The sequence below is a fragment of the Noviherbaspirillum saxi genome, assembly GCF_003591035.1.
Classification (GTDB): domain Bacteria; phylum Pseudomonadota; class Gammaproteobacteria; order Burkholderiales; family Burkholderiaceae_D; genus Noviherbaspirillum; species Noviherbaspirillum saxi.
Genome location: NZ_QYUO01000001.1, coordinates 105,121 through 126,700 on the forward strand (window position 1 = coordinate 105,121; position 21,580 = coordinate 126,700).

The 21,580-nt window shown below is 56.7% G+C and carries 24 protein-coding genes; 8 read left to right on the forward strand and 16 right to left on the reverse strand.

Translation table 11 applies throughout. The features are described from left to right. Positions 1 to 47 precede the first annotated feature (47 nt). The 16 genes from D3871_RS00570 to D3871_RS00645 all read right to left on the reverse strand — a co-directional run bounded on the left by D3871_RS00570 (position 48) and on the right by D3871_RS00645 (position 14,771). Positions 48 to 719: a glutathione S-transferase gene (locus tag D3871_RS00570; protein ID WP_119767140.1), complete on the reverse strand. Its 672-nt coding sequence runs from the start codon at positions 717 to 719 to the stop codon at positions 48 to 50. 130 nt (positions 720 to 849) lie between these two features. Further along, positions 850 to 2,880 (reverse strand): primosomal protein N', encoded by a 2,031-nt coding sequence (locus D3871_RS00575; protein WP_274381680.1) that lies wholly within the window; start codon positions 2,878 to 2,880, stop codon positions 850 to 852. Positions 2,881 to 3,640: 760 nt separating this feature from the next. Further along, positions 3,641 to 4,729: a uroporphyrinogen decarboxylase gene (gene hemE / locus D3871_RS00580; RefSeq protein ID WP_119767142.1), complete on the reverse strand. Its 1,089-nt coding sequence runs from the start codon at positions 4,727 to 4,729 to the stop codon at positions 3,641 to 3,643. Positions 4,730 to 4,882: 153 nt separating this feature from the next. Beyond that, positions 4,883 to 5,380 (reverse strand): hypothetical protein, encoded by a 498-nt coding sequence (locus D3871_RS00585; protein ID WP_199724707.1) that lies wholly within the window; start codon positions 5,378 to 5,380, stop codon positions 4,883 to 4,885. Between the two features lie 96 nt (positions 5,381 to 5,476). Then, positions 5,477 to 6,211: an SGNH/GDSL hydrolase family protein gene (locus tag D3871_RS00590; protein WP_119767143.1), complete on the reverse strand. Its 735-nt coding sequence runs from the start codon at positions 6,209 to 6,211 to the stop codon at positions 5,477 to 5,479. Between the two features lie 29 nt (positions 6,212 to 6,240). Further along, positions 6,241 to 7,047, reverse strand: a complete 807-nt coding sequence (locus tag D3871_RS00595; protein WP_119767144.1) for a PPK2 family polyphosphate kinase — start codon at positions 7,045 to 7,047, stop codon at positions 6,241 to 6,243. 10 nt (positions 7,048 to 7,057) lie between these two features. After that, on the reverse strand, positions 7,058 to 7,492 hold the full coding sequence (locus tag D3871_RS00600) for a CoA-binding protein (RefSeq protein WP_119767145.1): 435 nt from the start codon (positions 7,490 to 7,492) through the stop codon (positions 7,058 to 7,060). A gap of 111 nt (positions 7,493 to 7,603) precedes the next feature. Continuing rightward, positions 7,604 to 8,026 (reverse strand): F0F1 ATP synthase subunit epsilon, encoded by a 423-nt coding sequence (locus D3871_RS00605; protein WP_119767146.1) that lies wholly within the window; start codon positions 8,024 to 8,026, stop codon positions 7,604 to 7,606. A gap of 196 nt (positions 8,027 to 8,222) precedes the next feature. Then, entirely contained in the window at positions 8,223 to 9,623 is a 1,401-nt protein-coding gene (gene atpD / locus D3871_RS00610; RefSeq protein WP_119767147.1) for a F0F1 ATP synthase subunit beta, read from the reverse strand. Between the two features lie 35 nt (positions 9,624 to 9,658). Further along, positions 9,659 to 10,528: a F0F1 ATP synthase subunit gamma gene (gene atpG / locus D3871_RS00615; RefSeq protein ID WP_119767148.1), complete on the reverse strand. Its 870-nt coding sequence runs from the start codon at positions 10,526 to 10,528 to the stop codon at positions 9,659 to 9,661. A gap of 35 nt (positions 10,529 to 10,563) precedes the next feature. Beyond that, positions 10,564 to 12,099 carry a F0F1 ATP synthase subunit alpha gene (gene atpA, locus D3871_RS00620; RefSeq protein WP_119767149.1) on the reverse strand — a complete coding sequence of 512 codons (1,536 nt, stop codon included), beginning with the start codon at positions 12,097 to 12,099 and terminating at the stop codon, positions 10,564 to 10,566. A 58-nt stretch (positions 12,100 to 12,157) separates the two neighbouring features. After that, complete coding sequence (locus tag D3871_RS00625; protein WP_119767150.1) at positions 12,158 to 12,691, reverse strand: F0F1 ATP synthase subunit delta; 534 nt, start codon at positions 12,689 to 12,691, stop codon at positions 12,158 to 12,160. 2 nt (positions 12,692 to 12,693) lie between these two features. Beyond that, positions 12,694 to 13,164: a F0F1 ATP synthase subunit B gene (locus D3871_RS00630; protein ID WP_119767151.1), complete on the reverse strand. Its 471-nt coding sequence runs from the start codon at positions 13,162 to 13,164 to the stop codon at positions 12,694 to 12,696. A 94-nt stretch (positions 13,165 to 13,258) separates the two neighbouring features. Further along, a complete protein-coding gene (gene atpE / locus D3871_RS00635) occupies positions 13,259 to 13,504 on the reverse strand; it encodes a F0F1 ATP synthase subunit C (RefSeq protein ID WP_057288924.1) in 246 nt (81 codons plus the stop codon). A gap of 102 nt (positions 13,505 to 13,606) precedes the next feature. After that, positions 13,607 to 14,431, reverse strand: coding sequence for a F0F1 ATP synthase subunit A (gene atpB / locus D3871_RS00640; protein WP_119767152.1), 825 nt, complete (start codon positions 14,429 to 14,431; stop codon positions 13,607 to 13,609). Position 14,432: 1 nt separating this feature from the next. After that, a complete protein-coding gene (locus tag D3871_RS00645) occupies positions 14,433 to 14,771 on the reverse strand; it encodes an ATP synthase subunit I (protein ID WP_119767153.1) in 339 nt (112 codons plus the stop codon). Between the two features lie 674 nt (positions 14,772 to 15,445). On the opposite strand from D3871_RS00645, the gene D3871_RS00655 reads away from it, so the two are divergent. The 8 genes from D3871_RS00655 (at position 15,446) to D3871_RS00690 (ending at position 21,578) form a co-directional block, all read left to right on the forward strand. Further along, positions 15,446 to 16,264, forward strand: coding sequence for a beta-ketoacyl synthase chain length factor (locus D3871_RS00655; RefSeq protein WP_233575467.1), 819 nt, complete (start codon positions 15,446 to 15,448; stop codon positions 16,262 to 16,264). Then, a complete protein-coding gene (locus tag D3871_RS00660; RefSeq protein ID WP_119767156.1) occupies positions 16,257 to 17,036 on the forward strand; it encodes a lysophospholipid acyltransferase family protein in 780 nt (259 codons plus the stop codon). Before D3871_RS00655 ends, D3871_RS00660 begins: the two co-directional genes overlap by 8 nt. Continuing rightward, positions 17,023 to 17,283 carry a phosphopantetheine-binding protein gene (locus tag D3871_RS00665; protein WP_119767157.1) on the forward strand — a complete coding sequence of 87 codons (261 nt, stop codon included), beginning with the start codon at positions 17,023 to 17,025 and terminating at the stop codon, positions 17,281 to 17,283. Before D3871_RS00660 ends, D3871_RS00665 begins: the two co-directional genes overlap by 14 nt. 12 nt (positions 17,284 to 17,295) lie before the next feature. Further along, the gene (locus D3871_RS00670; RefSeq protein WP_233575468.1) at positions 17,296 to 17,559 is read left to right on the forward strand and encodes an acyl carrier protein; all 264 of its coding nucleotides are present in this window, start codon (positions 17,296 to 17,298) and stop codon (positions 17,557 to 17,559) included. A 106-nt stretch (positions 17,560 to 17,665) separates the two neighbouring features. Continuing rightward, on the forward strand, positions 17,666 to 18,139 hold the full coding sequence (locus D3871_RS00675; protein WP_233575469.1) for a COG4648 family protein: 474 nt from the start codon (positions 17,666 to 17,668) through the stop codon (positions 18,137 to 18,139). Next, a complete protein-coding gene (locus tag D3871_RS00680; RefSeq protein ID WP_119767159.1) occupies positions 18,132 to 19,892 on the forward strand; it encodes an ApeI family dehydratase in 1,761 nt (586 codons plus the stop codon). The genes D3871_RS00675 and D3871_RS00680 overlap by 8 nt, the downstream gene beginning before the upstream one ends. Next, entirely contained in the window at positions 19,885 to 20,628 is a 744-nt protein-coding gene (locus D3871_RS00685) for a glycosyltransferase family 2 protein (RefSeq protein ID WP_119767160.1), read from the forward strand. The genes D3871_RS00680 and D3871_RS00685 overlap by 8 nt, the downstream gene beginning before the upstream one ends. Next, on the forward strand, positions 20,625 to 21,578 hold the full coding sequence (locus D3871_RS00690) for an LpxL/LpxP family acyltransferase (RefSeq protein WP_119767161.1): 954 nt from the start codon (positions 20,625 to 20,627) through the stop codon (positions 21,576 to 21,578). Before D3871_RS00685 ends, D3871_RS00690 begins: the two co-directional genes overlap by 4 nt. The last annotated feature ends 2 nt before the right edge of the window (positions 21,579 to 21,580 follow it).

Sequence of the window (21,580 nt, forward strand, 5' to 3'; positions counted from 1 at the left end):
GAAGTTTCTAGGCTTGATCTGCGTGCTTGGCAAACGTTTCCTGAGCGCTAACTCAGCAATGCATATTCGCCACCGCGCTCCAATGCCCTGCGGTAAGCCGGTCGTTGATGAATGCGATCGAGGTACGCAGACAGCTTGGGATAGCGGGCATCGAGCCCTCCGCGTGCTGCCGCTGCTTCGAGCGGGAAACTCATCTGGATATCGGCGGCGCTGAAATCTTCGCCACTGAACCAGGGACGCTGCACGAGCTCGCTTTCCAGGTAGTCGAGATGCCGCATGATCTGCGGCTCGATAAAGGTAGTTTTTGCGCGTCGCGCAATCGCCTTGGCGATCGGCTTGACGAAAAACGGCATCGGGGCTTTTTCGATCCGGTCGAATACCAGCTTGAGCAAGAGCGGCGGCATGGCGGAGCCTTCCGCATAGTGCAGGAAATAACTGTATTTCAGTCGTGCCTCGCTGCCGCGTCCCGGCGCAAGGCGGCCGGCGCCGTAGCGATCGACCAGATATTCGACGATCGCGCCGGATTCCGCCACAGTCAGGTCGCCATCCGAAATCACCGGCGACTTGCCAAGCGGATGCACTTGGCGCAATGCATCCGGCGCCAGCATGGTTTTCGGATCGCGTTCGTAACGCTTTACTTCATATTCGAGGCCGAGTTCTTCCAATAGCCACAGGATACGTTGGGAGCGCGAGTTGTTCAGGTGATGGACGATGATCATGGCGAGTGTTCGGTTCCGTTAATTCGTTGAAGAAAAATGATGAAATCCGCGCCACGCAATTGTCCCATGAACCTCCTCCGGTTTCCGAGGCGGGCGTCGAGCAGCTGCTCGGGCTGGATGCCAAGTCAAATCAGATGTCGACGGGATCGACTTCGAGCGACCATTTGACGCGGGGCTTCATTGCGCGCAGCGCGGCCATCCATGCTTTCAGAAAGCCTTGCAGCACCGGGCGGGATGGCGACTCGATCAGCAGTTGCGCCCGGTCAACGTTGGCGACCCGTGTCATGGTCATAGGAATGGGATCGTTGATCGTGATGCCGGGATGTTGCAGACAGTCGGCCGCCTGTTGCAGGAAATCGAGCGCGGTCTGGAGTTCGCGCGCCTCGGCCCGCAGCAAGGCCTGGAACATGAAGGGCGGCACTGCGGCCTGGCTGCGCTCTTCCAGCAACTCGCCGGCAAAGCGGTCATAGTCATGCGCCATCACCGCGCCGAACAGCGGGTGCTGCGGATACCGGGTCTGGATCAAGACTTCGCTGGCATTGCCGCCTTCTTTGCGCCCTGCCCGGCCGGCCCGGCCGGCCACCTGCATCAATTGCGCAAACAGACGCTCGCTGGCCCGGTAATCGTGTGAGAACAGGGCGGTATCCGGATTGAGCACGCCAACCAGGGTCAGGTTGCGGAAATCATGTCCCTTCGCGACCATCTGGGTGCCGATCAGGATATCGACCTCGCCCTGATGCACGCGCTCGAACGCTTGCTGCGCACTGCCTTTGAGCCGCGTCGAATCGGCGTCGATGCGCATGATGCGGGCTTCGGGAAAAACCTGTTGCAAGCCCTCTTCCACCCGTTGCGTGCCCCGCCCCAGCGGTTGCAGATCGACGTTGCCGCAAGTCGGACAGGACTTGGGAATCCGCTGTTCCAGACTGCAATGGTGGCAGCGCATCCGGTGTTCAGGTTTGTGCAAGACCATGAACGCGGTACAACGGGAACAGTTGCCGATCCAGCCGCACGCGTCGCAGGCCAGTACCGGCGCGTAGCCGCGGCGGTTCAGAAACAGCAGCGATTGCTCGCTGCAGGCCAGGCGCAGCTTCAATGCGCTGACCAGGGTCGAGGTCAGTCCTTGTCCCGGTTTGTCGCGCTCCATATCGATCAGGCGGATTTTCGGCAACACCGCATCCGGCGATGCGCGTTCGCGCAATTCCAGCTTGCGGTAACGGCCCGACTGCGCGTGATGCCAGGTTTCCAGCGCGGGGGTGGCGGAACCGAGCACGATGGGAATGGCCAGCTGACGCGCACGCCATACTGCAAGATCGCGTGCGGAATAGCGCAAGCCTTCCTGCTGTTTGTACGACGGATCGTGCTCTTCGTCGATGATGATCAGCTTCAGGTGTGGCAGCGACGCCAGAATGGCCAGCCGGGTGCCGAGAATGATGCGCGCATGCCCCAAATGGCCGGCCAACCAATGGCTTAGCCGCTCGCCTTCGGCCAAGCCGCTGTGCAGCGTTGCGACGACCACGTTTGGGAAGCGCGTGCGGACATTCTGTTCAAGTTGAGGCGTGAGATTGATTTCGGGCACCAGAATCAGTACTTGGGCCACCGTTCCGGAACGTTCCGCGCGCGCAAGCACGTCGGATGCGGCTTGCAGGTAAACCTCGGTCTTGCCGCTGCCGGTGACGCCATAAAGCAGAATCGGTGCAAAGCCTTCGGCGTTTCCGATCGCTTCGGCGGCTTCGCGCTGCGCGGCGTTCAGCACCGGTGCATCGGCCGACGTCGGATCATGGGCGAAGTCGGTCTTGGCGAGCTTTTTCATTGCACGGTCGAGCGAAACCGTCTTGGACGAGCGCAGGTTTTTCGGTATGCCTGGCACCATCACTTCGCCCAAAGGGCGCTGGTAATAATCGGCGGCAAACCGGCAAAGGTCCAGCCATGCAGGATTGAGCGGTGCCAACTGGGTGCGTATTGCTAGCGCATCCTTCAATTTATCGGGCGGCACGTCGCTATGTTCGCGCACGTCGATAATCACCCCAACAACTTCGCGACGAGAGAATGGGACCAGCACAAGTTGTCCGGGAAGCGGTCGTTCGTGCTCCATGTTCCACCGATAATCAAAACAGGTGGCTAGCGGAGTGTCGAGGGCAACATTGAGGTAAAGAACAGTCACGTACTTAATGTAATTATTGAAAAAGACGTCTAAAGCCGCGATTCTTAAAGACTTTTCAAACTATCCACACATCCTGTGGATAACTTTGTGGAGAAATGGGACTTGACTCCCGGCAAACCTAAGCCCCATGCGACTTCCAACAAATTGCCTGTTTGAAAAGCAAAAAATAATTCCTTTATATTCAATGACTTGTATTTTCACTCTTGAGGGAAAGAAAGCCTTTTAAAAGAAATCTTTATTGCTATGCACAAGCCTATGCAGTCCTGGTTTTTGTGAATAAGTACGTCGATACAGGCCGATTTGAAGCAATTTTTATCTGATCGAGTTGCTGTTTGGAAGCGAATTTCCATCACTGTGCTGACAGGCAATACAAATTTTTTTTAGTACCAACCGTTAGATCTGAAGATTTTTCGGTTTCAGTTCCAAACGAAAACTTAACAGGTTTCTGAAGGAAACCGGCTAAGCTCCCGTTTTATAAACAATTTTTTAACTATCCACAAAGTCTGTGGATAACTTTGTGGACAAGCAGCCTATAACAGCGCGCCAAGCCTGATTTCATGCGGTTTTCAATAGAATGCTAAATTGAAAAGCAACAAATCGCTCCTTTAAAATCAACGACTTACGAAGCGATTGTTCAAGTGAAATATGGATTTCAGACAAGGCCTTATTGCCTTGCACAAGCGGAAATAATGTGAATAACTAGCCGTTCCGTCCGGAAGTGTTTCGTCGCCGATAGTTGTCCACAGAGTGGCTGAAGTTATTAGCGCGTACTACGTTGCCCTCGGCTGAACTCATGGACCGCATCGACCAACACCGATACCGATTCCGGCGGCGTGAATTGGGAAATTCCATGGCCAAGGTTGAAGACATGGCCATGACCATCCGTCGGCGCGCCATAGGAAGTAAGCAGAGTGTGCACTTGGGTACGGATCTGATCGGCGCCGGCGAACAAGACGTTGGGATCGAGATTGCCTTGCAGCGCCACCTTCTGTCCGACGCGGGCGCGCGCCTGGCCAAGATTCACGGTCCAGTCCAGGCCAACCGCATCGGTACCGATGTCGGCAATTTGCTCGAGCCAGAGTCCGCCACCCTTGGTGAATACGATCGCCGGGATTTTTACGCCATCCTTTTCCCGCTTGAGTTGCTGCATCACTTCGCGCATGTAATTCAGTGAAAACTGCTGGTAGATGCCGTCGGCCAGCACGCCGCCCCAGGTATCGAACAACATTACCGCTTGCGCGCCGGCATCGATTTGTGCATTCAGGTAAGCAGCAACCGCGGCGGCATTGACCTTCAGGATCTGGTGCATCAGGTCTGGACGGTTATACAGCATCGTTTTGACGGTCCGGAAATCGTCCGAGCCACCGCCCTCGACCATATAGCAAGCCAGGGTCCAGGGACTGCCGGAAAAGCCGATCAGCGGCACGCGGCCGTTGAGCGCGGTACGGATCTGGGTCACGGCATCGAATACGTATTGCAGCGAGCCGTCTTCCGGCGTACGCAGCGCCATCACGGCTTTTTCGTCGCGTAACGGCCGTTCGAATTTCGGTCCTTCGCCTTCTGCGAAATACAGCCCCAGACCCATGGCGTCCGGTACGGTCAAGATGTCCGAGAACAGGATGGCGGCGTCGAGCGCATAACGGTCGAGCGGCTGCAAGGTGACCTCGGTCGCGTAATCCGGGTTTTTTGCCAGGCCGAGGAAGGAGCCGGCGCGTTTGCGGGTCGCGCAATATTCGGGCAGATAGCGCCCGGCCTGGCGCATGAGCCATAGCGGCGTGTAATCAGTAGGCTGGCGCAGCAATGCGCGCAGGAAGGTATCGTTTTTGAGGGGAGCGAATGTGGATGGCATAGGTCGGGCTTTCGGTAAGCCGACATTATCGCCGAAGCGCTGCGCTTGTACCGTATCCAGGAGGATTTTCGCTACGTTATGCAAGGCAGAGTTAATATCTGCGGCAAATGGCACCGAACGTCCGCGATATCCGGCGATCGTGCCATATACTTATCAACGCGCAACAAGAACGCCATGATGCTCTTCGTCCGCAACCCCGCGGATATAAGCAGCAAAATCCGGGTCTTCGCCGCGCAGCAGCTGCGGCAGCAGGTAATAGAAGTCTTCCCGCCGGCACCATTCGCGCATGTAGTCATCCCAGGAGTTCCAGCGCCGTAGTGCGACGCCTTTCAAGTCGTCTTCGTAAGAGACGATATAGGCGCGCTCGAACAGGGCGATCAGCATTTCGTAAATGATCAGGGTCCGCTCGCGCTGCTCGTCGGTCAGGTTTTGACTCATTGTCGCACTGCGCAATTGCAGGTCGGGATTGTTCAGGACGATATTCAGGAAGTCGCTGTAGGCGTTTTGCAGCATCTGATAGGCTTCTTCGTCTTCGGCATCGCGTTCCTTGCGCTGCTCGAATAGAAAAAGAAATATCGCAAACGGCAAGCCGAATACGGTAACGACAAAACTGGCGGTTTCCCAGAAATCGGGATCGATCAGAAGGTTCATTGCATTCTCGAAAGGATATTGCCATCCTAACGCCAAATGGGCTTGCCGAGGGGAATCGGCTTACCGGGTAATATGGCAATGCATTGGTGGCATCTCTTATATACGGTGGTCGGCGATGCGCTCGGCCAGCAGCGCGGCCCAGGCGGTACAGCCTGCGGCCGAAGGATGATAGCCGTCCGAGGCCATCAAGCTGCGGTCGCGCACGTTCAGTTCCAGCGGCACATGCAGCGTGTGCGGCCGGGTGGCGACCAATGCGCGGGCAACAGTATCCAGCGTACTTGCCTTGATTCCCATCACATGGCGCAACGGTTGTGGCAAAGCGGGAAAATGGGCCATCTGCGGTACGCCGGAGACAATGGTGAGGGCCGGGGAACAGCGCGCTTCGATAGCTATCAGCAGTTTGCGCAAGTCGGCGCGCCAACGGGTGGGCGAGTGGAACGCCGTGGTGTCGTTGACTCCAAACGCGACCAGGACCAGATCGACTTTGGCCGCAGGAATGGTGGGTACAAGTTGTTCCAGCCCTTGTGCAACGGTCGCGCCATTCTTTCCGCAGGCATGCCAGTGCACAGGACGCGCCAGGCGGCGAGACAATGCGCTTGCCAACTGACCGGTGATCGCATCTTCATGCGTACCGACGCCGACCCCGGCCACCGGAGACTCGCCAATGGCGAGCAGCGACAGCGGAGCCCCATCCCGTTCTGCACCGGCGATGCCCTGGACCGGCCCCCCCGCTTCGGGCAGACGGGGCGTGCGGCGGCGGGTACGCCGGCCTTGCACAATCAAAAACGGCAGGATGGTAAAGGCTAACAGTTCGGGCAGATAGTGGCGCATTGCGATAGAAGTCGATGCCGATCCGGCCTTCAGGCGATCTTCAGACCGGTCAGCTTGGGATTGGGCGGCGGATAGGAAAGCTTGAGCGCTTCCAGGGTCTCGACCACGACCGACGCGATCGCAAGGTTGCGGTGCGTTTTGGAGTCGGCTGGAATCAGGTACCAAGGCGCATGGTCGGCGTCGGTCGCTTCAATCGCTTGCTGATACGCCTCCTGATAACTGTCCCAATAGACGCGTTCTTCCAGGTCTTTCGGGTCGAACTTCCAGTGCTTGTCGGGATCGTCGACGCGGGCCTGCAACCGCTCGCGTTGTTCATTCTTCGAGATATGGAGGAAGAATTTCAGAATCGTCGTGCCGGTTTCGGCAAGCATGCGTTCGAAATCCCGGATCTGCGCACAGCGCCGCCTGCATTCGTCCGCATCGATCCAGTCATGCACGCGGGTTACCAGCACATCTTCGTAATGGCTGCGGTTGAAGATGACCAGCTCGCCCTGGCCGGGCACCTGTTGATGAATCCGCCACAGGTAATCATGTTCCTTTTCCGCCAGCGTCGGCGCCTTGAAGGCGACGGTGCGGATACCGAGCGGATCGATGCGGCCGAACACGCCCTTGACGGTGCCATCCTTGCCGGATGTATCCATGCCTTGCAGGATCACCAGCAACTTGGGGTTGCGCGCGGCGTAAAGGATATCCTGCAGCTCGGCGATGCGCTGCGCGAGTTCGTCGACCCGGACCTTGTCGGCCTGCTTGTCGCCTGACCCGAGCGGTGTCGCGGCCGCTGCCTTGTCTTCGATTTTCAGCTTCTTTGATTTGCGGAACTGTTGGGCTGTACTCATCGCATCTCCATTATGAAAACAGCTGCATGTGTTCGATCTTGATGCATTTGTCGGTGACCACGAGCATGCCTGCACCTTTGGCGCGCTCGATTGCCGCGGCGTGGTGTATGCCAAGCTGCAACCAGACACAGGGGGCGCCGATCGCAATCGCGTCATCGATCGCCGCGCCGACTTCGGCCGACTTGCGGAAAAGATCGACGATATCAATCGATTTGTGCCCGGACTTGAGGGCGGCGGCCGCCTCGTCCAAGCTGTGGTAGCAGACCTCGCCTAGAATGTCCGAGCCGGCATAGGCGGGATTCACCGGGATGACGCGATATCCTTGCCGCTGCAGGTAACGGGCAACGCCATGGCTGGGACGCTCGGGATGGGCGGATAGTCCGACGATGGCAATCGTCGTTGCATCGGCCAGACGTTGGCGTATCAGGGCTTGTTCATCGTCCATTGTCGCTCGCCATAAAAGTGCTGCAGCCATTACACGAATTCATACCGCTCGGTATGCCGGAAAAACAAAAAGGCAGCCGAAGCTGCCTTTTCATTGTACTGCTGTACCGGATTAACGTTTTTGACGCAGCTTTTGAATTGCTGCCAATTGTGCGACCGCAGCAGCCAGTTCAGCCTGTGCCTTCGCATAATCGATCGATGAATCCTTGTTCGTCAACGCTTCTTCCGCCAGCTTCTTCGCCTCGGCCGCCTTCGCCTCGTCCAGGTCGGCACCGCGAATCGCGGTATCGGCCAGCACGGTGACGCCGTTCGGCTGCACTTCGAGAATGCCGCCCGCGACGAAGACAAATTCATCTTCCGCCTGGCCCGGCACCTTGATGCGCACCGCACCCGGCCTGATGCGCGTGATCAGCGGCGTGTGCATCGGGTAGATACCCAATTCGCCCGCTTCTCCCGGCAACGCGACGAATTCAGCCGGACCGGAGAAGATTTCTTCTTCGGCCGAGACGACGTCTACGTGAATAGTGTTTGCCATGTTAGAACCTTATATGTTCGTCCGAAGATCCCGGATAAGCAAACTGCGCTTACCCCGGTTCGCTCCCTCCCTTTGAAGGGCATCCGACGAGGAGAAGACGCTGAATAGGAATGGGTGATTGATGAAAAAACTCACCCGTTCCCTATCCAAGCTCCCACCTTGCCGGTCATCCTTCAACAGGAAAAGCTCAACCGTATTACTGGATCTTCTTGGCTTTTTCGATTGCTTCTTCGATCGTGCCGACCATGTAGAACGCTTGTTCCGGCAGGTGATCGAGTTCGCCGGAAGCGATCATCTTGAAGCCCTTGATCGTGTCTTTCAGCGAAACGTACTTGCCTGGCGAGCCGGTAAACACTTCAGCGACGTGGAACGGCTGGGACAGGAAACGCTGCATCTTACGAGCGCGTGCCACGACCAACTTGTCTTCCGGTGCCAGTTCGTCCATGCCCAGAATCGCGATAATGTCGCGCAATTCCTTGTAGCGCTGCAGCGTGCCCTGAACGGCGCGTGCGGTCTCGTAGTGTTCCTGACCGACGACGTTCGGGTCCAGCTGACGCGAAGTCGAATCGAGCGGGTCAACCGCGGGATAGATACCCAGCGCAGCGATGTCACGCGACAGAACGACGGTGGAGTCCAAGTGCGCGAACGTGGTCGCCGGCGACGGGTCGGTCAAGTCATCCGCAGGGACGTACACGGCCTGGATCGAAGTGATCGAACCGGTCTTGGTCGAGGTAATACGCTCTTGCAGGCGGCCCATTTCTTCGGCCAGCGTCGGCTGGTAACCCACCGCGGACGGCATACGGCCCAGCAGCGCGGACACTTCGGTACCGGCCAGAGTGTAACGGTAGATGTTATCGACGAAGAACAACACGTCACGGCCTTCGTCACGGAAGGATTCCGCAATGGTCAGACCGGTCAGCGCGACGCGCAGACGGTTGCCCGGCGGTTCGTTCATCTGACCGTACACCATCGCGACCTTGGAGTTCGCCAGGTTGTCGAGGTCGACGACCTTGGAGTCCGCCATTTCGTGATAGAAGTCGTTACCTTCACGAGTACGTTCGCCCACGCCGGCAAACACGGACAGACCCGAGTGCGCCTTCGCGATGTTGTTGATCAGTTCCATCATGTTCACGGTCTTGCCCACACCTGCACCGCCGAACAGACCGACCTTACCGCCCTTGGCGAACGGGCAGACCAGGTCAATAACCTTGATGCCTGTTTCCAGCAGTTCCTGCGACGGCGCCAGTTCATCGTATGCAGGTGCCTTGCGGTGAATCGATGCGGTGCGCTCGGAAGATACCGGACCACGCTCGTCGATAGGATTGCCCAGCACGTCCATGATGCGGCCCAGGGTAGCGGGACCGACCGGTACCATGATCGGGGCGCCGGTGTTCTGTATGGTCATGCCGCGACGCAGACCGTCGGAAGAGCCCAGCGCAATGGTACGGACGATGCCGTCGCCAAGCTGCTGCTGCACTTCGAGAGTCAGCTCGGAACCTGCCATTTTCAAGGCGTCATACACCTTGGGCATGGCGTTGCGCGGAAATTCCACGTCAACAACGGCGCCGATACACTGAACGATTTTGCCTTCAGCCATTTTCGTTCCTTCAATATTTAATTAGATTCGTTTCGTTAAACCGCAGCCGCACCGGCGACGATCTCGGACAGTTCCTTGGTAATCGCAGCTTGACGGGTCTTGTTGTAGACCAGCTTCAGTTCGCCAATCACGTTACCTGCGTTGTCCGAAGCGGATTTCATCGCGACCATGCGCGCCGATTGCTCGGACGCCATGTTCTCGGCAACAGCCTGGTAGATCAGCGCTTCGACGTAGCGCACCAGCAATTCATCGATAACGGTCTGCGCGTCCGGTTCGTAGATGTAATCCCATGCATGGGACGACTTATCCACTTCCATCCGCTCGGACGACAATGGCAAGAGCTGATCCATCATCGGCTCCTGGCGCATCGTGTTGATGAACTTGGTATAGCAAACGTAAACCGCGTCGAGCTTGCCTTCCTGGTACGCATCCAGCAGCACCTTGACCGGGCCAATCAGCTTTTCCAGGTGCGGCGTGTCGCCGAGCTGGACTGCATGTGACACGACCTTGGCGCCGATGCGGTTGAGGAAGCCGAAGCCCTTGTTACCGATCGCAACTGCTTCAACTTTCTTGCCCTGACCTTCGAGTTCACGCACCTTGTTGGTCAACAGACGCAGCACGTTGGTGTTCATACCGCCGCACAGACCCTTGTCGGTCGTGACGACGATGATGCCCACCGTCTTTGCCGTGTCCTGCTTGACCAGGAACGGATGTGTGTACTCGGGGTTGGCCTGCGACAAGTGAGCGGCGATATTACGAATCTTGTCACTGTAGGGACGGGCCGACCGCATCCGCTCCTGCGCCTTGCGCATTTTGGATGCGGCGACCATTTCCATCGCCTTGGTGATCTTCTTCGTATTTTCTACGCTCTTGATCTTGCCGCGTATCTCTTTACCTGCAGCCATGAGTACTTACTCCTTTAGCCTAAAGCTCCAATGGCTCAGAATGTTTTCTTGAAGTCGGCGATCGCGGCGGCCAGTGCAGCTTCACCGTCCTTGTCGAGTGCCTTGGTGTCTTCAATCTTCTGCAGCAGGGCGCCGTGGCTGTTCTTCATGAAGTTGTGCAGGCCGGATTCGAATGCCAGCACGCGCTTCACTTCGATATTGTCGAAGTAGCCCTTATTCACTGCGAACAGCGATACGGCCATCAGCGAAATCGGCAGCGGCGAGTATTGCGGCTGCTTCAGCAGTTCGGTCACGCGTGCACCGCGGTCGAGCTGCTTGCGGGTCGCTTCGTCGAGGTCGGAAGCAAACTGCGCAAATGCGGCGAGTTCCCGGTACTGCGCCAGGTCGGTACGAATACCGCCGGACAAGCCCTTGATAACCTTGGTCTGCGCTGCGCCACCGACGCGGGACACCGAAATACCGGCGTTGATCGCGGGACGGATACCGGCGTTGAACAGCGAAGTCTCCAGGAAGATCTGGCCGTCGGTAATCGAAATCACGTTGGTCGGAACGAACGCGGAAACGTCGCCGGCCTGGGTTTCGATGATCGGCAGCGCGGTCAGCGAACCGGTCTGGCCCTTGACTTCGCCCTTGGTGAACGCTTCGACATAGTCGGGGTTCACGCGAGCAGCGCGCTCGAGCAGACGGCTGTGCAGGTAGAACACGTCGCCCGGATAAGCTTCACGGCCTGGCGGACGGCGCAGCAGCAGCGACACCTGACGGTAAGCGACAGCCTGCTTGGACAGATCGTCATACACGATCAGCGCATCTTGACCACGGTCACGGAAGTATTCGCCCATGGCGCAACCGGAGTAGGCCGACACGTACTGCATCGCGGCGGATTCGGAAGCGGAAGCGGCAACGACGATGGTGTACTCGAGGGCGCCATTCTGTTCCAGCGCGCGCACGATGTTCTTGATGGTCGATGCCTTCTGGCCGATCGCGACATAGATACATGTCACGTCCTGGCCTTTTTGATTGATGATGGTATCAACCGCAACAGCAGACTTACCAGTTTGACGGTCGCCGATGATCAGCTCGCGCTGGCCGCGGCCGATTGGCACCATCGCGTCGATCGCCTTCAGGCCGGTTTGCAGCGGCTGGGAAACGGATTGACGTGCGATAACGCCCGGAGCGATCTTTTCGATCGGGGCAGTCAGCGTGGTGTTGATCGGGCCCTTGCCGTCGATCGGCTGGCCCAGTGCGTTGACGACGCGGCCGCGCAGTTCCGGGCCGATCGGCACTTCCAGGATGCGGCCCGTGCACTTGACGGTATCGCCTTCGGAAATGTGTTCGTAGTCGCCCAGGATAACGGAGCCGACGGAATCACGCTCGAGGTTGAGCGCGAGACCGAAGGTGTTACCCGGGAATTCCAGCATCTCGCCTTGCATCGCGTCGGAGAGACCGTGGATGCGGCAGATACCGTCGGTCACGGAAATGACCGTGCCCTGGTTGCGAATCTCAGCGGAATCGCCAAGGCCTTGAATCCGGCTCTTGATCAGTTCGCTGATTTCAGACGGGTTGAGTTGCATGTTAACTCCTAATATTTTTCACTCTGCCTGGCTTGCGCCAGGGGTCAGAAGCAGCCAATCACGATGCCAGGGCGACGTACATTTTCTGCAGCTTCGCGCGCACGGAAGTGTCGAGCACTTCGTCGCCTACTGCCACACGTACGCCGCCGATCAGTGCGCTATCCACTTTGACGGACGGATTGAGCTTGCGGCCAAATTTCTTTTCCAGCGTCGCGATCAAATCTTTCACTTGCGCATCGGTCAACTCGAACGCGCTCGTGATTTCCGCATCTGCCGCGCCTTCCGCTGCATTTTTCAATGCATGGAACTGTGTGCCGATTTCCGGCAACAGGGTCAGGCGGCCGTTTTCGACCAGCATCGCGACGAAGTTTTTCGCTTCGGCGCTGACGCTGGACTTCAGCAGCGACAGAAAGGTATCGACGACCTGCGTATCCGTAAGTTTCGGATTACCGGCAAAAGACTTGACGTCGGGAAGAGCGGCAACCGCTGCCATTTCCGACACGAGGTCGGACCAGGCGGCGAGATTGCCGGATTTGGCAACACGGAACAGTGCTTCTGCGTAAGGACGAGCAATCGTTGCGAGTTCGGCCATGATTACAGTTCAGTCTTGAGTTGGTTCAGCAGATCGGCATGTGCCGCTGCGTTTACCTCACGCTTGAGGATATGCTCGGCGCCGCTGACCGCAAGGACCGCGACTTGGCCGCGCAGCTCTTCGCGTGCACGTGTGACTTGCTGTTCGGCATCGGCTTTAGCAGCAGCAAGAATGCGCGCTGCTTCGTCGGATGCGGTTTTCTTGGCTTCTTCGATAATTGCATGCGCCCGCTTTTCAGCGTCGTTAATGCGCTTCTGGCCTTCATCACGGGCGGTAGCCAGTTCAGCCTGCGCGCGCTTTTCCGCGGCAGCCATCTCTGCCTTGCCACGGTCAGCGGCAGCCAGACCATTCGAGATCTTCTCGGCGCGCTCGTCGAGCACTTTCATCAGGGGCGGCCACACGAACTTCATTGTGAACATCGCCAAGATGAAGAAGACCACGAACTGTGCAATCAGGGTTGCATTTAAGTTCACGGTGTTTTTCCTTCTCAGAATAACGAGAGCCGAACCTGGGACAGGTCCGGCGGCTGGAAATCGGCGGGTGTCAACGACACCCTATGTCGCCGGATTACTTAGCGATGAACGGGTTCGCGAAAGCAAACAACATCGCGATACCAACACCGATCAGGAACGCAGCGTCGATCAGACCAGCCAGAACGAACATCTTGGCTTGCAGGGTGTTCATCAGTTCAGGCTGACGAGCGGATGCTTCGAGGTACTTGCCGCCCATGATCGCGATACCGATACAAGCGCCGATAGCACCCAGGCCAATGATCAGACCGCAAGCCAGAGCAACAAAAGAGATATCAGTCATTTGAATTCCTTCAAAAAGTTAAAGTTAAAAATTAAAAAGCAAAATACCCAAAAACCTACTTCGTTACGTACTACCTATCTTTCGATTCTTTACTGGCCCAGATTAGTGGGCTTCATGCGCCTGACCGATGTAAATCAGGGTCAGCATCATGAAAATGAATGCTTGCAGGAACACGATCAGGATGTGGAAGATCGCCCAGATCGAGCCGGCAACCACATGACCGAAGAAGCCAAACACGGTCGCGGTCGAACCCAGCAGCGCGATCAGCAGGAACACCAGTTCGCCTGCGTACATGTTGCCCCAGAGTCGCATACCCAGCGACACGGTGCGGGCGATGTATTCGATGAAATTCAGCAAAAGATTGAATGGTGCGAGCCAGATGCCGAACGGTGCGGCAAACAGTTCATGCACCCAGCCGCCCAGACCTTTGATCTTGACGTTGTAATAGAGAACCAGTGCCAGAACGCCGATCGACATGCCGAGCGCGCCGTTGAGGTCGGCGGTTGGAACGACGCGGTGATGGATATCGATCCCGAACAGACGGAAGATGCTCGAAAACAGGTCAACCGGCAGGAAGTCCAGAGAGTTCATCAGCGCGACCCAGACGAAGACGGTCAAGGCCAGCGGTGCGATGAAGTCGCGCTTGCCATGGACAATGGACTTCGATTGATCTTCGACCAATTCGACGAGCATTTCGACGAACGCCTGGAATCGTCCCGGCACACCGGCAGTTGCGTGGCGTGCAGCACGCCACATCAGGAAACAGCCAAGGATGCCGACGAAAATGGACCAGAACACGGTGTCCATGTTGATGATCGAGAAATCGACTATCTTTTCCTGGTGGTGGTTGGTGAGATGTCCGAGGTGGTGGACGATGTATTCTGACGCCGTTGGCGCGTGTGCTGCCGCTTCGTTGGTAGATGCCATGTCAGTGCCTAAATAATAAGATGATGTAACTTTTCAGCGCCACGATGAAAGCGGCGATCAGCGCCAGCCAGTTCAAATCGTGGTACAGCCAGACCACCGCACCCAATGATGCGAGAGTCAATGCAATTTTGATAAATTCGCCGATGAAAAAAGTCATCGGATTGACAGCGCCAGGCTTTCGCGCGTTGACAAACAGCCGCAAAGCGAACAAGCCGTTTGGCACCACACAGCACAGTCCCCCCAGAAGCGCCGACACCAGCGCATGCACTCCGCCCAGCCAGCCGGCAATCAGTCCGGCGATAACCGTAGTTGCAAATTGCAGGAGGACGACGTGCAGCATATGAGTCCGAATCGTGCAATCCGTGGGGTCGAAGATCGTTCCGACACCCGCTACGGGCCGCGGTGTTTCAAGGTGGTGCGTTTTGTGAAACCACGGGATTATAAGTGTTTTCCGCAGCGAGCGTCAAACAATTGCCCACTAGAATCCCGCTTCCCGGCTACCGTAAAACTACGATAGACAACTTTAAAATACTCTATAGAAAGATCTTTCCGGCCAGTTGGCATGCGCTTTTTCTAGCATTAAGAATAAGCACCACGATGCAGGACGCCAATTACTCCAAAGGTCATACAAAGAGAGAACACGTCAACTGACCGAGAAAGACGCGCCTTCGATACCGTCGCTTTGCAAATCGCCTATTTCAAGCGGGAACGACGCACAACCCCATATCTATGGGATAGCTCCTCATCAATAAATAAGGGATAAGAAAGAAATTTCTTGCCGTCCCCTCGCATGACATGGGCGGGCTCATGAAATCTATGGGAGCGAACTATAGCTTGTTATTGGGCAAGTAGAGTAGAAAGGCAGTCAAAATCGGCATCCTTGAATTCGGACGCGCGCTCTGAAGATATTGAGGACCTCGCTCGTTTCAGCGATTGCGGAAGCATGAAGACTAAAAAATTTCCAGAAAACAACAATTCGATGGCAAATGCTGCGATGTAATTGCAATTTGCATCATGATTGCATTTCGGCATGACTTTTGCCATATATCAACCAGTTATAATCTAACAATTAGCAATATCGCCACCTATCCCGCCATGCGTTCTTCATCCGTACATTTTTCAATTACTTCGGACGCTGCATGGGCGCCGGGTATAGAAACGCGGGAAGCATGGCTGGCATGGGCGCAGCATGGCGGCACGACCGAAGGCAGCGGCAAGCCAAAACTTCAGTCGATGGCGGTCATGCAACGGCGACGCGTCGGCATGCTCGGAAAAATGGCTTTGGAAGTGGCCTATGCGTGCCTGGGGGAGCGGACTGGCGTGCCGACCATATTCTGCTCTCGGCATGGCGAAGTCTCGCGCTCCGTGGATCTGCTGAGTGATTTGGCAGCCGGCGAGCCGCTCTCCCCCACCTCATTCGGTTTGTCAGTTCACAATGCGATCGGTGGAATGTTTTCCATCGTCCGTGACGACCAAGCGAACCATATCGCGCTCAGTGCGGGGCAGAGTTCGGTTGAACATGCGGTTGTAGAAGCTTGCGGTCTGTTGAATGACGGAGAAAAAGCCGTCCTGCTCGTTGTCTATGATTGTCCGCTGCCAGGAATATATACAGAATTCCAAGACGTGGCCGAGCAACCGTTTGCGTGGGCATGGCTGATCGAACCGCCGCTACAGGATGTAATGTCGCTCTCTTGGTCTGAACCAGCGAGCGATACAATCCAACCGTCATTGCTGACAGGCGGATTGGAAATCTTGCGTTTTCATCTACTTCAATCTTCCTTACTTGAGCGACGGTCCGCCAAACAATCCTGGCGCTGGAGCCGGCATGCTTGAGGTTTTCAATCGCTACTGGCGGGTCGTCGGCACGGGAATAAGTTTTGCCTCTTTTGGCGTGGGTGGATTGCTCCTGCGGGTACTGGTTTTCCCGACAATGAATATCTTTGTATGGAACGCCAGCCGTCGTAAAACCGCAGCCCGCAATGTTATTCGCCTGACATTTCGTGCTTTTGTCCGCATGATGGTCGGCTTGCGGGTACTACGCTATGAAATCAAAGGCTTGGAAAAACTAGAACGCCGCGGCTTGCTGATTCTCGCGAATCACCCGACCTTGATCGACACGGTATTTCTCATGTCTTTTGTCAAGCAGGCGGATTGCATCGTCAAAAACCAGCTATGGAATAACCCGGTCACGCATGGACCGGTTCGTGCAGCGGGTTACATCAACAATACAAGCGGCCCTGAACTGATAGAGCAGTGCATCAAATCCATACAACAAGGCAGCAACTTGATCGTGTTCCCGGAAGGAACGCGTACTCGCCGTGACGGATCGATTTGCTTCAAGCGCGGCGCGGCGAATATCGCAGTACGCGGCAATATCGATGTCACGCCGGTGCTGATCCGGTGCACGCCTTCGACATTGGGCAAGGAAGACAAGTGGTGGAAAGTGCCCGCACGCCGCGTACAACTGACGATTGAAGTACGGGACGATATCCCGATTCATCCCTTTATCGCTGCAGCGGATAACGAAGCAATTGCAGCTCGCCGGCTGACCGAATATTTGCAGCATTTTTTTGTCGAGGAAAACAAAGGCCATGCAGTCGCTTGAAGACGAAGTCAAAACAACAATCATCCAATCCCTTCAACTCGAAGATATTCGCCCGGAAGACATCGATACCGACGCCCCCCTGTTTGTCGAGGGGCTTGGACTTGACTCGATCGACGCGCTGGAGCTCGGTGTCGCATTGCAAAAACGTTACGGCATTTCCTTGTCTGCCGACTCGGAGGAAACCCGTCGCCATTTCAAATCGGTTCGCGCCCTGAGCCTGATGATCGCCAGCCATAGAACAAAGTAGGAGTAAACGGAAATGACCGCCGCCACCGTGATGAGCAAGGAAGAGATTTACAGCTGGATCGTGGACACCTTGCACGATATGTTTGAAATCGATAAAGCGGAGATCACGCCGCAAGCCAATCTTTACAATGACCTGGACATCGACAGCATCGATGCGGTCGACCTGGCCGTCAAGGCAAAGGAATTGACTGGCAAGCGGTTGCAGCCCGAGGTCTTCAAGACGGTTCGCACCGTCGACGACGTCGTCAAGGCCTTGCACGACCTCCTGGCGGAGTAGATTTGCAATGAGCCGGGAGTAATTCATTAATCGCTTCATCCTGACCGCGTTGCCGGTCGCTATCACACTTGTATATCCGCTAGCGGTATGGCTTGGTCACGGTACAGTGGAGCCACGGCTGTTCGCCGCCTTGCTGGTGCTGGCGGCATCGATACGCGTGGCGACCATGAAGATCGGCAGGGCTGCATGGTGGTGGCTCGCCGGTGCGCTGGCGCTGGGAACGGGCGCGGTGATGAGCAACGGCTGGATGCCATTGAAGTTGTATCCGGTATTGGTCAACGCGGTCATGCTCGGCATGTTCGCCTACAGTCTTGCCATGCCGCCAACCTTCATCGAGCGCATCGCCCGCATCAAAGAGCCTGACTTGCCGAGCATCGCTGTGGCCTATACCAGGCGCGTGACACAGGTATGGTGTCTGTTCTTTCTGGTTAACGGGAGTATCGCGCTGCTGACCGCGGTGTGGGCGTCGCCGGCAACCTGGTCTCTCTACAACGGTGTGATTGCCTATGTGCTGATGGGACTGCTTTTTGCTGGCGAGTATCTGGTTCGCTTGCGTTTCAAACGGCGTCACAATGTCTGACTTCATCGACATACTGAACCTGCTCAGCGCCGGCCGCTCGCTGGACAGCTGTATTGGATGGCGCGAAGACGACAAAATCGGATTTGCGGAATTTCTTGGCCGCGTCAGTTTGTGGCATACGTTATTGCTCGGTACGTCCGGCAGCAACTTTGCGCTATATGCCAACGACAGCATCGAATTCGCTGCCGCCTTGTTTGGCGCCTGGCACGCAGGAAAAACCATCTATCTGCCGTCGGATACTCTTCCGGCGACCTGCGCGTCATTGCGGCCCGCGGTGCAAGGCTATCTCGGTGATTTTCCAGCCGAATGCGCGCCCATTTCACCGGATTTATCTGATCGACATGGCCCGCAGTCACTACGATCGGCCGCCGAAGATTTTCGATTCACGCCGTTGCAGCCCGACTTTCCTGCACTAGTGGTGTATACCTCGGGCAGTACGGGCCTACCGCAGGCGATTCCCAAAAAGCTGTCGCAACTTGCCTGCGAGGTTGCGACGCTTGAAAGGCAATTCGGCTCCGTTGCCAAGGTCAAGGAAGTGGTTGCGACCGTGTCGCACCAGCATATCTACGGATTGCTGTTCAAAGTGTTGTGGCCACTGGCATCCGAACGTGGCATTCATGCCCGTAGTCGCGCGTATCCGGAAGAGCTGTTGCAACTCACATCGACACGTGACTGCATTCTGATCTCCAGTCCTGCACACCTGAAACGCTTGCCAGAAAGTCCGGCGTGGGCCGCCGCGAGTCATCGCATTTGCACCATTTTTTCTTCAGGCGGTCCCTTGCCCGAAGAGGTTGCCTACACAACGGTCGACATGCTTGGGGCAGCCCCCATCGAAATCTACGGCAGTTCCGAGACCGGGGGCATTGGATGGCGACAGAGGAAGCAGCGCGGCGGTGACGAAAGCTGGCAATTGCTGCCCGAAGTCGATGCACGTATCGCCAGTGAATATGACGCGCTGGAAGTGCGCTCGTCGCATTTGCCCGATAACACGTGGTTCCGTACCGCCGACCGTGCAAACATGGTCAGTGATAGCCGCTTTTTCCTGCAGGGCCGCGCCGACCGCATCGTCAAGATCGAAGAAAAGCGCATTTCGCTCGACTTGATTGAATTGCGCCTAAAGGAAACAGAATGGGTCGCCGATGCGCGCGTGCTGGTCGTCGATGGAAAACGCCAACGCCTGGCAGCGTTTATCGTCTTGACAGAGGACGGAAGCACATTACTTTCCCGTACGGGCAAGCCGGCATTGAATGACATGCTGCGCCGGCATTTGGCCCAGGCGATCGAAAGAATCGCCCTGCCCCGCAGCTGGCGCTATCTGGATGCGCTGCCGATCAATGCGCAAGGCAAGACCACGCACGGCGAACTAATGGCGCTGCTTGAGGACCTGTCGGCCGCGGCCAGGCCGGTAATGCCGCGCATGTCGTATCTTGAGCGTGATACGCAGCGTGTGCTGATCGCGATGACGGCGCCACGCGATTTACTCTATTTCGATGGGCATTTCGCCGGCGTTCCGATCCTGCCGGGTGTGGCGCAGGTCGAATGGGCTCAAGGCTTGGCACGACAATGCTTCGACCTGCCGCCGCTTTTCAAGGGAATCCATGCACTTAAATTTCAGCAAGTGATCCGGCCCGAAAGACCGTTTTCGCTTGAGATGATGCATGACGCAGCCAAGAGCAGCGTGACGTTCAAATATTTTTCAGATGCGGGCGTACATGCAAGTGGCCGACTGATGTTTGGAGCGGCCGATGTTTAATCCCTGTGTTGTGATTCCCGTCTATAACCATGAACACGCGATCGACGCAGTAACACAAGCCGTGCGTGCCAGCGGCGTGCATTGCATCCTGATCGATGATGGCAGCAGCGTGGCATGTGCGCAGGTACTCAACCGCATCGCCGCGCAGTCGCCATCAGAGGTCACGCTGGTTTGCCACACCATCAACCGCGGCAAGGGCGATGCAGTCATTACCGGCATGCGCAAGGCTGCCGACATGGGGTTTTCTCATGCACTGCAGATCGATGCCGACGGCCAGCATTGCATCGCCGACGTTCCGAGATTTCTGGAACAGGCAAGAAACCAGCAGGACGCTCTCATCGTCGGCTATCCACAATATGATGAATCGGTTCCGGCGTTACGCCTGTACGCCCGCTACCTGACGCATGTCTGGGTATGGATCAATACCTTGTCGCTGCAGATCAAGGATTCGATGTGCGGCTTTCGGGTGTACCCCCTCAAACCGGTTCTGGCGCTGGCAAAGCGGCAGCGCATCGGCGCGCGCATGGACTTCGATACCGAAGTGCTGGTCCGTTTGTTCTGGGAAGGAATACGGGTCGTCAATCTCGGCACCAGGGTTGGCTACCCTGCCGACGGCGTATCGCATTTCCGTCTGTGGCGCGACAACGTTCTCATATCGCGCATGCACGCGACGCTGTTCTTTGGCATGCTCATACGTGCGCCTCGGCTGCTCGCGCGGAAGTGGGGCAAGGCATGAGCGGCCGTTACGAGACTGGCGGATCGCGGCATTGGGCACAGATCAACGAAGTCAGCTTCGTCACCGGCATGCGGCTGCTCTTCTGGATTTGCCGCACATTTGGGCGCTGGCCGTTCCGGATGGTGTTGTATCCGGTACTTGCGTGGTATGTCATGACCAAACCGCTGGCGCGCCGTGCGTCGTCGGGCTATTTACGACGGGTATCCCGGTTCGGAGGCCAGCCGCATGTACAGGCGGGTATCACGAACGTCATGCGTCATTTTGCTGCCTTTGCCGAATGCATCCTCGACAAGATGCTACTGTGGGGCAAGCTCGTCGGCGTTGAAAACATCAGCTTTTTCGGAGAGCAACAGCTGGAAGACGACATTGCGGCCAAGCGCGGCGGGCTTCTGATCTGTTCGCATTTCGGTAACCTGGAGTTATGCCGGGTCATGGCGCGCCGTCGCGCCGGGATGAAGCTCACCGTACTGGTACATACCAAGCATGCACAAAAGTTCAACCAGCTGCTTGCGCAGCTCGACCCCGACAGCCAACTCAATCTGCTGCAGGTCACCGAACTGTCGCCGGCCACTGCGATGCTGCTCAGCGAGCGTGTGGCGCGCGGCGAATTTGTCGTGATTGCCGGCGACCGGGTGCCGGTGACGCCAGGTTCGCGCACCTGCGACGCCATGTTTCTGGGTGACCGGGCATCGTTTCCGATCGGGCCTTATGTGCTCGCAAGCCTGCTGCAATGTCCGGTTTACATGCTGTTTTCGATGCGGATCGGACAGCGTTCGGAAATCCATTTCGAAAAGCTGCGCGACAGTATCTGCCTGCCGCGCAAGGACCGCGAGCAGGCGTTTATTCCGCTAGTACAGGACTATGCCGCACGATTGGAACACTTTTGCTTGCGGACCCCTTTTCAATGGTTCAATTTTTACGATTTCTGGCAATCTGCCGACCGAAAGTAAGT

What these genes read in the sequence shown, in the direction of transcription:
- D3871_RS00570 (WP_119767140.1), bottom strand. Translation starts at nt 719, where the DNA reads ATGATCATCGTCCATCACCTGAACAACTCGCGCTCCCAACGTATCCTG.
- hemE (WP_119767142.1), bottom strand. Translation starts at nt 4,729, where the DNA reads ATGCCATCCACATTCGCTCCCCTCAAAAACGATACCTTCCTGCGCGCA.
- D3871_RS00585 (WP_199724707.1), bottom strand. Translation starts at nt 5,380, where the DNA reads ATGAACCTTCTGATCGATCCCGATTTCTGGGAAACCGCCAGTTTTGTC.
- D3871_RS00590 (WP_119767143.1), bottom strand. Translation starts at nt 6,211, where the DNA reads ATGCGCCACTATCTGCCCGAACTGTTAGCCTTTACCATCCTGCCGTTT.
- D3871_RS00595 (WP_119767144.1), bottom strand. Translation starts at nt 7,047, where the DNA reads ATGAGTACAGCCCAACAGTTCCGCAAATCAAAGAAGCTGAAAATCGAA.
- D3871_RS00600 (WP_119767145.1), bottom strand. Translation starts at nt 7,492, where the DNA reads ATGGACGATGAACAAGCCCTGATACGCCAACGTCTGGCCGATGCAACG.
- D3871_RS00605 (WP_119767146.1), bottom strand. Translation starts at nt 8,026, where the DNA reads ATGGCAAACACTATTCACGTAGACGTCGTCTCGGCCGAAGAAGAAATC.
- atpD (WP_119767147.1), bottom strand. Translation starts at nt 9,623, where the DNA reads ATGGCTGAAGGCAAAATCGTTCAGTGTATCGGCGCCGTTGTTGACGTG.
- atpG (WP_119767148.1), bottom strand. Translation starts at nt 10,528, where the DNA reads ATGGCTGCAGGTAAAGAGATACGCGGCAAGATCAAGAGCGTAGAAAAT.
- atpA (WP_119767149.1), bottom strand. Translation starts at nt 12,099, where the DNA reads ATGCAACTCAACCCGTCTGAAATCAGCGAACTGATCAAGAGCCGGATT.
- D3871_RS00625 (WP_119767150.1), bottom strand. Translation starts at nt 12,691, where the DNA reads ATGGCCGAACTCGCAACGATTGCTCGTCCTTACGCAGAAGCACTGTTC.
- atpE (WP_057288924.1), bottom strand. Translation starts at nt 13,504, where the DNA reads ATGACTGATATCTCTTTTGTTGCTCTGGCTTGCGGTCTGATCATTGGC.
- atpB (WP_119767152.1), bottom strand. Translation starts at nt 14,431, where the DNA reads ATGGCATCTACCAACGAAGCGGCAGCACACGCGCCAACGGCGTCAGAA.
- D3871_RS00645 (WP_119767153.1), bottom strand. Translation starts at nt 14,771, where the DNA reads ATGCTGCACGTCGTCCTCCTGCAATTTGCAACTACGGTTATCGCCGGA.
- D3871_RS00655 (WP_233575467.1), top strand. Translation starts at nt 15,446, where the DNA reads ATGATTGCATTTCGGCATGACTTTTGCCATATATCAACCAGTTATAAT.
- D3871_RS00660 (WP_119767156.1), top strand. Translation starts at nt 16,257, where the DNA reads ATGCTTGAGGTTTTCAATCGCTACTGGCGGGTCGTCGGCACGGGAATA.
- D3871_RS00665 (WP_119767157.1), top strand. Translation starts at nt 17,023, where the DNA reads ATGCAGTCGCTTGAAGACGAAGTCAAAACAACAATCATCCAATCCCTT.
- D3871_RS00670 (WP_233575468.1), top strand. Translation starts at nt 17,296, where the DNA reads ATGACCGCCGCCACCGTGATGAGCAAGGAAGAGATTTACAGCTGGATC.
- D3871_RS00680 (WP_119767159.1), top strand. Translation starts at nt 18,132, where the DNA reads ATGTCTGACTTCATCGACATACTGAACCTGCTCAGCGCCGGCCGCTCG.
- D3871_RS00685 (WP_119767160.1), top strand. Translation starts at nt 19,885, where the DNA reads ATGTTTAATCCCTGTGTTGTGATTCCCGTCTATAACCATGAACACGCG.
- D3871_RS00690 (WP_119767161.1), top strand. Translation starts at nt 20,625, where the DNA reads ATGAGCGGCCGTTACGAGACTGGCGGATCGCGGCATTGGGCACAGATC.